The organism is Rhizobium sp. GR12 (assembly GCF_036596185.1).
GTDB lineage: Bacteria > Pseudomonadota > Alphaproteobacteria > Rhizobiales > Rhizobiaceae > Agrobacterium > Agrobacterium nepotum.
The window spans coordinates 1-12790 of record NZ_JASXTH010000029.1; the positions used below are offsets into that span (position 1 = coordinate 1).

The following is a 12790-nucleotide window of genomic DNA, read 5'->3' on the forward strand; positions in this document are numbered from 1 at the left end:
AAGAAAGTTCTCGCGCAGATGCGGCATGCAAGTTAGCTTTGGATGCCCCGCAAGTCGCGGTTCAGCATGAACTCACAATGCCCGGATGTTATTCGCAACTGACCCTCGTCAATCGTTGTCGTTTGGGATGTTCAACAGGTGCCCGCATGCCTTGCAGTGCACGGCATCCACTTCATGTCGCTGCAAGCCGCATTCTACGCAGGGAAAAACAACTTTGTTAGGACGCACAACTGACTGCGCCAGTCGAACAAAGAGAGAGATGCCAACGATCATTGTCACGACCGATGTCAGCTTCCCAAGAGGTCCGGGCAGCGTGATGTCGCCAAACCCCGTGGTTGTCATGGTTGCTACCGTAAAGTACAGGGCGTCGACGAAGCCGATCAGACCGTCCTGATGATAGAAGAAGGTCGTGTACACAAACCCCGTCACCATGAACAGAAATACGAAAAAGTTCAGGGATGCGCGCGCCACATCCTTGTAATGGTGACAACCGAGCCGTCTTAGTGTGACGGCAAAGAGCGGGCTTTGACCGACTGCCCACAACCGCATCGCCCTTAGAAATGCGAAATTGAACAGCGCATCGGGGAAGAGGAGCGTTGCGAGGATCACGATATCGATCCACGTCATGGGCCTTTTCAGGAGAGCGATAAGAGAGTCCGTCGCAAAGGCGCGGGCCAGGAGTTCAGCCAGTATCCATAGCGCGATCATGTAATCAATGATCAGATAGGACGGCCCGCTGCGCAGGAATGGTCCGAGAATAAAAAATGAGATGATGCTAACATCGATCACCGCAAGCACCGCCTGCCAGCGTAAAGCCCAGGCATCACGACCGCGCTCGATACGGCGCAGATTTATTTGCAGCAGTTTCAGCCGCCCTGACATCGATCTTTTGGCTCTCGTCCCGGGATTCATGTTTAACCGATAATGTCGCCTCGGCGCTTGGTCAACTTCTACACATCTTGCGACAACAGTCGTTGCGGGGCACGCTGGCGGGCTGAACCTGAAGATGGAGCCAATTCCCCGCTGTTGCGTTCTCCCGTATGGAAGATAGCCGATTATTGCCGATCTTGCCGAAGCCCAGGTCCATTCAAAGGGCATAATTGAGCAATGCTTGCTCGTCGCGTATCAGGGAAGGCTTTGGGTAGATGAAATCATTTATTATCAACCCTCCCGTTTTTTACGGATCGGTGCTCATAATCACGCTGTTCGTTGCAGTAGGAATTGGGCTGCCGGGTCAGGCACAAGCTTTATTCGGCTGGATACAAGGTTCGATCCTCGGTGCATTCGGCTGGTTTTATCTTCTCTCCGTCGGCATATTTTTAGCTGCCATGTTGCTCCTCTGCTTTGGCAGGTTCGGACAGCTGAAGCTGGGGCCTGATGATTCCGTGCCCGACTTCCGGTTCATGTCCTGGATCGCGATGCTGTTTGCGGCAGGCATGGGTATCGGACTCATGTTCTACGCGGTTGGTGAACCGATGACGCATTATATGACACCGCCGACAGCAGAACCTAAAAGTATTGCCGCAATGCGCGAAGCCATGACCGTTACCTTCTTCCACTGGGGCATTCACGCCTGGGCAATCTATGCCGTTGTAGGACTTTCCCTCGCTTACTTTGGGTACCGCTACAATCTTCCGCTGACGGTTCGCTCAGGCCTATATCCCTTGCTGAAGAGCAGGATAAACGGCCCGATCGGGCACGCCGTCGACATATTCGCGATCGTCGGAACTATGTTCGGTATCGCTACGTCGTTGGGGGTCGGCGTCTCACAGATCAATGCCGGCCTCAATCATTTAGTCGGGCTGCCAATCAGTTCTGGTGTTCAACTTGTCCTCATAGCGATCGTGACCGGGATGGCCACAATTTCCGTTGTGACCGGTCTCGACAAGGGAGTGCGAATTCTCTCGGAGACTAACCTCCTCGTCGCCGTCCTCTTGATGCTTTTTGTCCTTGTTACTGGACCGACGACGCAGCTCTTTCGTGATTTCGTCCAAAACCTCGGTCTTTATCTCGATACGATTGTTTTGAGGACGTTCAATATTTACGCTTACGAGCCCACGCCCTGGATAGATTCCTGGACCTTGTTTTACTGGGCTTGGTGGATCTCCTGGTCGCCCTTTGTTGGCATGTTCATCGCGCGTATTTCGCGGGGAAGAACCGTTCGCCAGTTCGTAACGGCAGTTCTCTTCATCCCTGCCGGCTTTACCTTTTTCTGGATGACCGTTTTTGGCAACACAGCTATGTTCATCGACACCGGCGTCGCTCAAGGTGCGCTCGGCGCTGCCATTTCCAATGATGTGTCTGTCGGCCTTTTCCGCTTTTTCGAATACCTGCCTCTGTCCGGAATAACATCGACACTCGCTGTTCTCCTCGTCTCGATCTTCTTCATTACCTCAGCGGACTCTGGCGCGCTTGTGGTGGATTCCATCGCGGCGGGCGGCGAGACAGAGACAACGACGGGACAGCGCATCTTCTGGTGCACAATGGAAGGGATAGTCGCAGCCTGCCTGCTGCTGGCGGGGGGGCTCACAGCGTTGCAATCCGCCACCGTCGCTAGCGCCTTGCCGTTCACCATTGTAATGCTGGCTCTGGTCGTATCACTCTATCTCGGAATGCAACAGGACTTGGCGCAGCGCGACGTTCATAGCACGCGCAATTTGATCCCTGCAGAACCTGCTTCCGGACAAACGTGGCAGCGGCGGCTGGGTCTGATGCTCCACACCACAACGGAAAACGAGGTTTTTCGCTTCATAGACGGGAAGGTGGTGCCTGCTTTGGACAAGGTCGCAGCCGAGCTTCAGTCACGGGGCAGACCGACGCAGGTCGATCGCGAGGCGCCGGGTCTGGTGACACTTCGCTCGCCAGCGGCGGATGTTCGAGACTTTGTTTATGCCGTCTCCCTTCAGAAACATCGCATCGCTAGTTTCACGACAATCCGGGCAGGCGAAGCGGAGTTTCGGTATGAGGCCAGAACCTTCTTTTCAAGCGGTAATAGCGGCTATGATCTCATGGGGATGTCACAGGATCAGATCATCAGCGACGTCTTGAGACAGTTTGAGCGCTATCTGCACCTCGTCAACTCGCCCGAGTTTCAACTCGTCCATGGTGCTCCCGAACACGGCATGTGACCGTTTGGCTCTAAAAATGCGATCAAGCAAATCCACCGGGCCTGGCTGAAGTGTCGCCGAGCATGCCGCGAGATGCCGGCGAACTGGTCGCGCATCTTGCAGTGGATGTTGTCACCATCCCCTTTCGGGCCATAGCCCCAGATCAATACCAGACGAACAAGCTGCCAGTCATGGCTCGAGAATCGAGCGCACTGTTTTGCGAAACCCTCCGCCTATTGCCCGACATAGCGGGGGCGAGGCCGGATGAATTTGTCATCTAGTTTCTGCTCCAGAGCATGAGCTATCCAGCCGGCAGTGCGCGCAACAACGAAAATTGTCAATGCAGAGCCTCGAGACAGGTTCAGGCTTCGCCGCAGGCATATTAATGCACCGCAGGTGAGTAGTTGCCCGTCGGTGTAATTCATCACACGCAGAAGCTTGTCCCGGTACATTCTATTTTTCAAGTGCAAGACATAGGTCAGTCAGAGATGCAACAGTCGTCGCCTCTCGACGTTCTGGTCGGCGAACCGGTCCGCCGTGCGCGAGCGCCCCCTTTCATCGATCAGCCTGATGGCAATCCATCGGGAAAACGGTCCGGCACGAGGTTCAACTGGACGCCATGCTCCAGCCAGGCCTTGGCGCCGGCAAGCACGAAAGCGAAGCCCTCGGTCGCGTCAACCGCCGTCTGTGCAGCCTCCTGGGGAGAGCCTTGGAACCCCTTGTTAGTGACCTTGACGAAGGTGGTGCCGTCGGGCCGGTCGGTGAAGGTCCATTCGATCAGGGTCGGATAGCCGTAGCCAGTCCATTCGACGAGGATGCGCTTGTTGGGTTCGACCGCCTTGACGTCAGCATCGACCGAGAAATCGTACCACTTCCAGGTCCATCTGACGTGCCTGCCCGGTTCAAGCCGGCCGCTTCCTTCCGAGAACCAGAAGCGCGAGGTGACGGACGGGTCTACGAAGGCCTCGAACACCTCCGCGACCGGCCGGCGGATCAGCATTTCGGCGTTGGCGACAGGTTTTACCATTGAACCATAACTAAGCTCCGGTATCCGAGTTCCCTAACCCGCCCCTTGAGGCTGCGCAATCCTGACCAGCTCTATCTGGCGGGGCGCTGCTCTGGGCCAACCGAATGCTCCAGAACGCTCGCACCTCTATTTGTCTTTGACATTGAAGCGCCGGCTTGGAGCCAACCGCGTAGAAGTCCGACGCCCAGACTGCAATGTTTCTCCGTTTGTCATCGCTCGAAGAGGATGGCGCAGTCAAACATCCATCGGCCACCGAAGCAACATACCACGTATCAGAACAGTCAGCCTCATGGCCGCTGCACTGCCGGTCGCCTGCGCAACATGATGTCTATCATGAAACCACCTCATTGTACGTGGGGGTCGCTCTCGCCCCGCATGCGAGAAGCCGCGATCCAGGGCGTTTCCGGGGCAAGAATCTCATGCTTTTTCGCAAACGCTGCGAACAGGCCGCGTGCCGTCTCCGCTTCGATTTCGCCGTGAAGCGCTGCCTGACATGCTTTCAGGGCAATAGAGTGTGCCGTGTCTCTGAATGAGGTCGGCCACTCGACAAGGTGCCGGTAGGCGTCCATCACGCTGCGGACTTCCGCTGGGAAGCCTAAGCCGACAAGAATGTTGACTGGTTTTCTAAACATATCGGGTTTCATAGCTCTCTCCTTCCCAACCCGTAATGTTGACGGGCGCCATATCAATGGCGCCCTGGTTCAGTGGACATGCGAAGAGGTCACGCAGCCTTCTGCGCTTCGATCTGGGCCGGAGCGGCCGACGTCAATGCAGGTATGCTCTGAATCGAAATCTTTCGCGGCTTCAGTGCCTCGGGGATCTCGCGCAAGAGCTCGATCGACAGAAGACCGTTGCTCAGACCCGCTCCGTTCACCCTCACATGGTCGGCAAGCTCGAACCGGTGTTCGAACGGACGGCCAGCAATGCCGCGATGCAGATAACCATCGGTAGATGTTTCCTGCTTCTTCCCGGTGACAGTCAGCAGGTTGGATTGAAAAGTAATGTCGAGATCATCGTGGGCAAAACCGGCCACTGCAATCGAGATACGATAGGTGTCGTCACCGGTCTTGACGATGTCATAGGGCGGCCAGTCGCTGATGGAGCGGGCGCGCTGAGCATTTTCCAAGAGACTGAACACCCGATCGAAACCTACGCTCGAGCGGAACAGCGGCGCATAGTCGTAAGATGTTGCCATAGCCATATCCTCCTTGAAGCAACATGGTTACGGGAACGCCAAAAGCGGCGCTCCCGGCGATGCCAGCCCTTATGTCAGCGGCTGGCGGCAATCGATTTGGTTTCGTCCATTGCCGGATTCAAGGTCTATCGTGGAAAAAATCACACTGCTTTCGATGCGTACTTAGGAGCTATAGTTCGTCTTGTACTCCGAGATACCGTGCGGGCCGCGAGGGCCGGTGTCGCTTAACGTGCACAGCCAGGACGAGGATCCCTTCCCTTTCCAAGACGCTGGCACTCCTGATGATTTTAATGTTCTCTTTCCATGCGGCCACACTCCATACGGACGTGGAAAGTGACCGAGCTCATCCGCCACGGTCGGCTGATGAGCCAGGAACTAAAAATCAAATTCAGGATTCAATGCAGCTTGAATTCACCATCGACACGCCGCCATTCGTTCGGCCCGATCAGTCGTTGGTGGCTATAGCGAACAGAATGAAGCGGTCCGTCGAGCGATGCCTGCCAAAAGTCGAGGAACCTCTGCATTTCGGGAAAATGGGGGGCAAGATCGTAATTCTGCCAGACGTAGGTCTGCAGGACGGATCCGAAATCCGGGATGCGGTACAGGATATGGGCGGTGGTCAAGCCATAGCCATTAAGCTGGCGTTCGAGGTCGGATGAAAATTGCATGCTTCATCTCCTTTCATGACAGGGAGATGATGACGCAACTGCCCGAAGACATCAACCATTCCAGCATGATTAATGTCATATTATCGTTAGGATACAGCAAGTTATCAGCAGTATTATGAGAGTGCTAATTTTTCTCACGCGCCCTCTTGAAAACGAAAAATCTCGAAAATAAATTTTTCACGCGAAACGCTCAAAGAGGTTTTGCATCCTGACCGGATGCGGCAATCCGATCCGGCCAGGGAGCAACGTCATCATTGTTTGTCCATGGAGGAAAACATGTCGTTCAGACCGCTGCATGACCGCATTCTCGTCCGCCGGGTTGAATCCGAAGAAAAGACCAAGGGCGGCATCATCATCCCTGATACCGCTAGGGAAAAGCCACAGGAAGGCGAAGTCATTGCCGTCGGCCCTGGCGCGCGTAATGAGGCTGGCCAACTCCAAGCGCTCGACGTCAAGGCCGGTGATCGTATCCTGTTCGGAAAATGGTCCGGCACGGAGATCAAAATCAACGGCGAAGACCTTCTGATCATGAAGGAAGCCGACGTCATGGGCATCATCGAAGCCCAGACAGAGCAAAAGCAGGCTGCGTAAGCACGTCCCGCTCATCAGTCAAAAAGCTGCCTATTGAAGGAGTTAACAAATGGCTGCGAAAGAAGTCAAATTCAACGTCGATGCCCGTGAACGCATGCTGCGTGGGGTCGACGTTCTGGCAAATGCTGTAAAAGTTACCCTTGGACCAAAAGGTCGGAACGTCGTGATCGACAAATCGTTTGGTGCGCCTCGGATCACCAAGGACGGTGTTTCAGTTGCCAAAGAGATCGAACTGGAAGACAAGTTCGAGAACATGGGTGCACAGATGCTGCGCGAAGTAGCGTCGAAGACAAATGACCTTGCCGGCGACGGCACGACCACCGCCACCGTGCTCGCCCAGGCGATCGTCAGGGAAGGTGCTAAGGCGGTGGCATCGGGCATGAACCCAATGGACCTGAAGCGCGGCATCGATCTCGCTGTGGATGCAGTCGTCAAGGAACTGAAAACGAACGCCCGCAGGATCACCAGCAACTCCGAAATTGCTCAGGTCGGCACCATCTCGGCTAACGGCGATGAAGAAATCGGCCGTTATCTGGCAGAAGCGATGGAAAAGGTTGGCAACGAGGGCGTTATTACCGTCGAGGAAGCCAAGACCGCAGAGACCGAGCTGGAAGTTGTCGAAGGCATGCAGTTCGACCGCGGATACCTGTCTCCCTACTTCGTTACCAACCAGGACAAGATGCGGGTCGAACTCGAGGAGCCCTATATCCTCATCCACGAGAAGAAGCTCTCCAACCTCCAGTCTCTACTGCCCGTGCTCGAAGCCGTGGTGAAGGCCGGTAAGCCTCTTCTTATCATTGCGGAAGATGTCGAAGGCGAGGCGCTTGCGACGCTCGTCGTCAACAAGCTGCGCGGCGGCCTCAAGATTGCTGCCGTCAAGGCTCCCGGCTTCGGAGACCGCCGTAAGGCGATGCTCGAAGACATCGCCATTCTGACGGGCGGTACCGTCATCTCCGAGGATGTCGGCATCAAACTGGAAAACGTCACACTCGAAATGCTCGGGCGTGCGAAGAAGGTCGCGATCGAAAAGGAAAATACCACCATCATCGATGGCGTCGGCTCCAGGACGGAAATCGACGGCCGCGTTGCCCAGATCCGCACGCAGATCGAGGAGACGACCTCCGACTACGATCGGGAGAAGCTGCAGGAGCGTCTCGCCAAACTCGCCGGCGGTGTTGCAGTGATCCGCGTCGGTGGCTCGACGGAAGTCGAGGTCAAGGAAAAGAAGGATCGTGTCGATGATGCCCTTCATGCGACCAGGGCTGCTGTCGAAGAAGGCATCCTGCCGGGCGGCGGTGTCGCCCTGCTGCGCGCGGTGAAGGCATTGAACGGTCTACCCGCAGCCAACGACGATCAGCGCGTCGGAATAGATATTGTCCGTCGGGCTATCGAGGCTCCGGTCCGCCAGATCGCTGAAAATGCGGGCGCTGAGGGTTCGATTATTGTAGGCAAGCTTCGCGAAAAGACCGACCTGTCGTTCGGGTGGAACGCCCAGACCGGCGAGTATGGTGATCTCTATGTCCAGGGCGTCATCGACCCGGCCAAGGTGGTTCGCACCGCGCTGCAGGACGCGGCCTCCGTTGCTGGTCTGTTGGTCACGACAGAAGCCATGATCGCGGAGAAGCCAAAGAAGGAAACAGCACCGGCCCTGCCCGCTGGTCCGGGCATGGACTTCTAAGCGGTCTTGCAGGCCCGTCTCATCAGGCGGGGACGGGCCTTTAATTCATTCCAGCCTTTACCGGCGAGAACGCATGCAGTTTTACAGGAGTGGGCGGACGAAGAATCAACTCTAACCTATGAAAGAAGCTGCTCAGACTGCTTCTCAGCACCGATCCGGGCAACTTCATATCGAGGTCAAGGTGTAGAGTTACAACCGTTTTCCACGGCGCATTGCCCCACCTGACTGGAGATTGTGAACTGCCGGCAAAGAAATTTTGAAGCATGTGTGGATCTCGCGAAGTGGAAAAATGGGTCAAATTCCAGCGGTAATCAACAGCGCCATCACTAAAACACGGGAGTGTCGCTCTTCTGAATCCGGTTTGCGATCTTCTGAAGGAAAGTCATCGACCTAGACCTGCTCACCCCACGGAAAGGTCGCGGTCGTGGTTGAGGGTTGAGTGGCTCGGTGATTGACTTTGCTTCGTTTTGCTGAACCCTCTGCCTATTGCCCGACATAGCGGGCGCGAGGCCGGATCAGCTTGTCATCCAGCCACTCAGAATACCGACCGAAAGCAGACAGATTGCTGCAGGCAAAACCTTCATAATCCCACCTCCCAATGACAGACTTTAACGGTTCTGAAGTCTGCATTTCCTCGGCAAGATGGTGACGAAGTATGCGCTAACCGGACCTGAACGCAGTACAACGGGTTTCCCTGTGCCACCCCTAAGCAGCCCCTCGCCGATGGTGAGAACCTCGATGGCACCATATCCCGTAAGGAACCGCGCTCGCTGTCGCAATCATTCTCAGTGCGGACGTTAGACGAAATTTCCTCCCTTCTTTCTTGACCCGTTAAATTCGCGGGCTATTAAGTAAAAGATGCTGATGAGGGGTACACCACTATGGATAAGAGTGCTCGGTAAACCGGACTTTCGCATGCGGTGCGTTGATGCGCCGCCTCACTCATTATTTGCACTAAGGACCATTTATGCCCAGACTTTCTGGAAAAACCGCACTCATAACTGGCGCGGCTAGAGGCATCGGCGCGGCCATTGCCCAGGCTTTCGCCAATGAGGACGCGCGCGTCATCGTGACCGACATCGACGCAGATAAAGGCCAGGCCACTGCCAATGCGATAGGGGCAAACTTTGTCCGTCTGGACGTCACCTCCGAAGTAGACTGGACTGAAATTGCCCGACAGTTTCCGGTGGTGGATGTGGTTGTCAATAATGCCGGAATTACAGGCTTTGAAGCGCCGTTCGAAGGCGCCCCACCTGCCCATGATCCAGAAAATGCCAGGCTGGACGATTGGCACGCCGTCCATGCGGTCAACCTGTACGGAACCTTTCTTGGCTGCCGTTATGCCATCCGCGCCATGCGGGCAAAAGGCGCTGGCTCCATCATCAATATCTCCTCGCGCTCAGGACTTGTTGGTATTCCAATGGCCGCGGCCTACGCCTCTTCCAAGGCCGCTGTCCGCAATCACACAAAGAGCGTGGCCCTCTATTGCGCCAGTCAGGGCTTGAATATCCGGTGCAACTCAATCCACCCCGCCGCCGTAATGACGCCGATGTGGGAGCCGATGCTGGGCGCTGGCCCAGATCGGAAAGACCGTGAAGCCGCGTTGGTCGCTGAAACGCCCATGCGACGCTTTGGCAGGCCCGAGGAGGTAGCGGCATTGGCAATCCTGCTCGCATCTGACGAGGCCAGCTATATGACCGGCGCTGAACTGAACATTGATGGTGGCATTCTTGCGGGATCAGCCGCGGCGCCACGAAGTTAGAACAAATAAGGTGGCGAGCGGTCAGGTTACTCCCATCATTCGGGCTCCTCCTGAAACCATGACTTTTTTTCAACCCACCTCGATCCAGGCCGGTGCATGATCACTCGTTCGTGGCAGCCCGCGAACCCACCGGTCCACACCGGCGGATTTCAGGTCGGCAGCGAATGTTGGGCTGAGGAGAAAGTGATCGATCCTGAGGCCTGCGTCGCGCTCAAAAGAGTTTCTCCAGTATTTCCAGAAAGTGTAGACCGGCTTGTCCGGATAGAGTGTCCTGACTGCATCGATCCATCCCTGTCCGAGCAGGCCGGCAAAAGCGCGCCGGACCTCCGGCCGAAAAAGCGCGTCATTCCGCCAACGCTCAGGGTTATAGACATCAAGTTCTGTCGGTACGACATTAAAATCGCCAATGAGTGCGACCGGCACATCAAGTTCCAGCAGCTCCTGCGCGTATTTCCGCAGGCGCCTGAGCCAGCTTAGCTTATAGCTCAATTTAGGGCCCGGCGCCGGGTTGCCGTTGGGAACGTAGAGGCAGCCGACAATCATCCCATTGATGGCAGCTTCAATGTAACGGCTTTGAGCATCGTTCGGCCCTCCTGGAAGGCTGCGACGCGTTTCGAGCGGCTCTATCTGGCGCGCCAGAATCGCAACGCCGTTCCAGCTTTTTTGGCCGTTCCAGATCGCGCCGTATCCGGCCTTTTCGATCGCGCGCCGGGGAAATTTTTCGTCCGGTGCCTTCAATTCCTGAAGACAGACGACATCCGGCCCCTCTTTCTCCAGCCAACGAAGCAGGAGGTCGAGACGTCCGTTGATGCCGTTAATGTTATAGGTAGCGAGCCTCACCGTAATCACTGCCTGGAGCGGCGACCGAGGTCACCCTCCACCCTTGCCGGGCCTTGCCTCGCCTTTTTCCTTGCGACGCTTGGCAGCGGCCAGGGAGCGGCTGACGTCTTTGCTTTCGGTGATCTGGTGCTGTTCGTTGCGGCGCACATAGCGTTTGCGGTTCCGGTATCAATCAATTCAGGTTTGCTCATCGCACAGTTCTCCTAACGCAGTGACCGCTTCAAAAGATGCATGGGATCAATACATTCCAGGATTTCGTAGCTATAAGCATGATGACGGCACGCCCTCGAAGCGGTTGGTTTTCAGAGCGGAACGAATTGGCCCGTCATTCGGTTGAATCGCAGTTGTCGTATAGCAGTGCAAAGTGCCATTGCTCTGGAGTGAAACGGGAAAGCTGGCAGCCAAGCCCTGAAAGTCGTCTGCCTCCCGCATCGGCGGCCTTCAAAAAGGATGAGGCCGGCCGGCTGAACTCAGTCGCAGCAAAGCGCCGAAATCACGGACGGGCTGAAGAAGCCGGTGTCGTAAGAACCAAGGTCGAACAAATGAGACGCCGCGCGAAACCGCTTCTGTCAGACGGACATGTTGCAAGATCGAAACCACGCCGGCCGCGTGACCCTGCGCAGCCAAACCTGCCGTTCGACCCGATGCCGCGACAGATCAAGCCCTGTCTGGCCTCACTGAAACCGGTTCCTCCGGAAGGTGAGGAGTGGGCTTTCGAGGTCAAGTGGGATGGTTACCGGCTGGCAGTCCATTTGGAACCAAAAGGCGTGCGTGTCATCACACGCGGTGGCCACGACTGGACATACCGCTTTCCCGCAATCGTCGAGGCCGCAAAAAACCTTGGTGTTGGCACCGCGATCATCGACGGGGAAGCAGTCGTGATCGAAAACGGCAAATCGGATTTCGGCGCGCTTCAACGGTCGCTCGGCGGACGCGGTGGCAAAAAGGCATCGTCGGAGGCCGTCCTCCTGGCTTTTGACCTCCTTTATTTTGATGGCCACGATCTGACCGGAATGGAACTATCCGTCCGTCGGCATCTGCTCGCCGAACTTCTCGGTGCTGAGGTTGGCGCAATTCAACTATCCAGGGAAATTCATGGAGACGGAACGACGCTTTTGAATAACGCCTGTTCGCTCGGCCTGGAAGGCATCATCGCGAAACGTCGCGATCGTTCCTATCGATCGGGCCGGTCGGGAGACTGGCTGAAGATTAAATGTATTCAGAGCGAAAGCTTCATGATCGTCGGGTACGAATGGTCTGAAGCCGCCCGCGGCAAGCTGGGCAGCCTGTTGCTCGCAGGCAGGAGGGGCGATAGCTGGGTGTCGGTTGGCTCGGTGGGAACAGGCTTCAGCACGAGCGATGCAGAATATCTTCGGAAAACCCTCGATAAACTGAAGACTGCAAAGCCGGTTGTTCCGCTCAAAGGTAAAAACCTTGTATTCGCCCAACCCACGTTAATCGCCGAAATCGAGTTCCGCGGATGGACGGATGAAGGCAACCTGCGCCATGCCTCTTACAAAGGGCTTCGTGACGTCCAGGATAATGCCGCAGTATTCGATATGAAGGATAAGTTTGCCACGACATGAAACGGGGCGTTTGACCTGTTTGAAGAGCGCCCTGTTGAGGCGGACAATTACGCGCGGGAGGAAGCCTTCTGGCCACGCGTAACCTTTCGAGTTCCAGGTGTCATCCTGGGGCACTCTCCGATCCTGAGCCGGAATCTCGGGTGCTGGCGTGACTGACGCCAGCACTACGACGGGTGATCAGGCGCTATGCATTCGCCATCGTGGTCCGAGTTCGAGACGCAACGATCAACTATCGCGTTGCATCAGCCCAAGAGCGACGGTGGTTGCAGCCAGGAGCGCCGTCAGGGTTAACGGTGCAGTGGCGCCATAGTAGTCGACGATGTAGCCACCGAAAAC

Annotated in this window: 12 protein-coding genes; 5 read left to right on the forward strand and 7 right to left on the reverse strand. The window is 56.1% G+C overall.

The features are described 5' to 3' along the window. Positions 1-108: 108 nt before the first annotated feature. Positions 109-882: a potassium channel family protein gene (locus QSK43_RS26745; RefSeq protein WP_442967892.1), complete on the reverse strand. Its 774-nt coding sequence runs from the start codon at positions 880-882 to the stop codon at positions 109-111. 263 nt (positions 883-1145) lie between these two features. Between QSK43_RS26745 and QSK43_RS26750 the strand changes: the two genes are divergently transcribed. Next, complete coding sequence (locus QSK43_RS26750; protein ID WP_332305993.1) at positions 1146-3128, forward strand: BCCT family transporter; 1983 nt, start codon at positions 1146-1148, stop codon at positions 3126-3128. Between the two features lie 212 nt (positions 3129-3340). On the opposite strand, the gene QSK43_RS26755 is transcribed toward QSK43_RS26750, so the two are convergent. From QSK43_RS26755 to QSK43_RS26775, 5 genes are all read right to left on the reverse strand, one after another. Further along, positions 3341-3559: a citrate/2-methylcitrate synthase gene (locus QSK43_RS26755; RefSeq protein ID WP_332305994.1), complete on the reverse strand. Its 219-nt coding sequence runs from the start codon at positions 3557-3559 to the stop codon at positions 3341-3343. Positions 3560-3669: 110 nt separating this feature from the next. Next, on the reverse strand, positions 3670-4134 hold the full coding sequence (locus tag QSK43_RS26760; RefSeq protein ID WP_332305995.1) for an SRPBCC family protein: 465 nt from the start codon (positions 4132-4134) through the stop codon (positions 3670-3672). A 344-nt stretch (positions 4135-4478) separates the two neighbouring features. Continuing rightward, positions 4479-4778, reverse strand: a complete 300-nt coding sequence (locus tag QSK43_RS26765; protein ID WP_332305996.1) for a DUF982 domain-containing protein — start codon at positions 4776-4778, stop codon at positions 4479-4481. A gap of 77 nt (positions 4779-4855) precedes the next feature. Further along, positions 4856-5329 (reverse strand): Hsp20 family protein, encoded by a 474-nt coding sequence (locus tag QSK43_RS26770; RefSeq protein WP_332305997.1) that lies wholly within the window; start codon positions 5327-5329, stop codon positions 4856-4858. A 395-nt stretch (positions 5330-5724) separates the two neighbouring features. Further along, entirely contained in the window at positions 5725-5997 is a 273-nt protein-coding gene (locus tag QSK43_RS26775) for an usg protein (protein ID WP_332305998.1), read from the reverse strand. A 276-nt stretch (positions 5998-6273) separates the two neighbouring features. Between QSK43_RS26775 and QSK43_RS26780 the strand changes: the two genes are divergently transcribed. From QSK43_RS26780 to QSK43_RS26790, 3 genes are all read left to right on the forward strand, one after another. Further along, complete coding sequence (locus tag QSK43_RS26780; protein ID WP_332305999.1) at positions 6274-6588, forward strand: co-chaperone GroES; 315 nt, start codon at positions 6274-6276, stop codon at positions 6586-6588. A gap of 49 nt (positions 6589-6637) precedes the next feature. Then, the gene (gene groL, locus QSK43_RS26785) at positions 6638-8266 is read left to right on the forward strand and encodes a chaperonin GroEL (RefSeq protein WP_332306000.1); all 1629 of its coding nucleotides are present in this window, start codon (positions 6638-6640) and stop codon (positions 8264-8266) included. Positions 8267-9233: 967 nt separating this feature from the next. Beyond that, positions 9234-10028, forward strand: coding sequence for an SDR family oxidoreductase (locus QSK43_RS26790; protein ID WP_332306001.1), 795 nt, complete (start codon positions 9234-9236; stop codon positions 10026-10028). 69 nt (positions 10029-10097) lie between these two features. Here QSK43_RS26790 and xth read toward each other — a convergent pair whose 3' ends face one another. Further along, positions 10098-10868 (reverse strand): exodeoxyribonuclease III, encoded by a 771-nt coding sequence (gene xth / locus QSK43_RS26795; protein WP_332306002.1) that lies wholly within the window; start codon positions 10866-10868, stop codon positions 10098-10100. A gap of 542 nt (positions 10869-11410) precedes the next feature. Here xth and ligD point away from each other — a divergent pair. Continuing rightward, positions 11411-12454 (forward strand): non-homologous end-joining DNA ligase, encoded by a 1044-nt coding sequence (gene ligD, locus QSK43_RS26800; RefSeq protein ID WP_332306003.1) that lies wholly within the window; start codon positions 11411-11413, stop codon positions 12452-12454. Positions 12455-12790: the final 336 nt, after the last annotated feature.

Bases quoted from the DNA above. Each gene is read 5' to 3' on its own strand.
- QSK43_RS26745 (WP_442967892.1), bottom strand. From the start codon at position 882: ATGTCAGGGCGGCTGAAACTGCTGCAAATAAATCTGCGCCGTATCGAG.
- QSK43_RS26750 (WP_332305993.1), top strand. From the start codon at position 1,146: ATGAAATCATTTATTATCAACCCTCCCGTTTTTTACGGATCGGTGCTC.
- QSK43_RS26755 (WP_332305994.1), bottom strand. From the start codon at position 3,559: ATGTACCGGGACAAGCTTCTGCGTGTGATGAATTACACCGACGGGCAA.
- QSK43_RS26760 (WP_332305995.1), bottom strand. From the start codon at position 4,134: ATGGTAAAACCTGTCGCCAACGCCGAAATGCTGATCCGCCGGCCGGTC.
- QSK43_RS26765 (WP_332305996.1), bottom strand. From the start codon at position 4,778: ATGAAACCCGATATGTTTAGAAAACCAGTCAACATTCTTGTCGGCTTA.
- QSK43_RS26770 (WP_332305997.1), bottom strand. From the start codon at position 5,329: ATGGCAACATCTTACGACTATGCGCCGCTGTTCCGCTCGAGCGTAGGT.
- QSK43_RS26775 (WP_332305998.1), bottom strand. From the start codon at position 5,997: ATGCAATTTTCATCCGACCTCGAACGCCAGCTTAATGGCTATGGCTTG.
- QSK43_RS26780 (WP_332305999.1), top strand. From the start codon at position 6,274: ATGTCGTTCAGACCGCTGCATGACCGCATTCTCGTCCGCCGGGTTGAA.
- groL (WP_332306000.1), top strand. From the start codon at position 6,638: ATGGCTGCGAAAGAAGTCAAATTCAACGTCGATGCCCGTGAACGCATG.
- QSK43_RS26790 (WP_332306001.1), top strand. From the start codon at position 9,234: ATGCCCAGACTTTCTGGAAAAACCGCACTCATAACTGGCGCGGCTAGA.
- ligD (WP_332306003.1), top strand. From the start codon at position 11,411: ATGAGACGCCGCGCGAAACCGCTTCTGTCAGACGGACATGTTGCAAGA.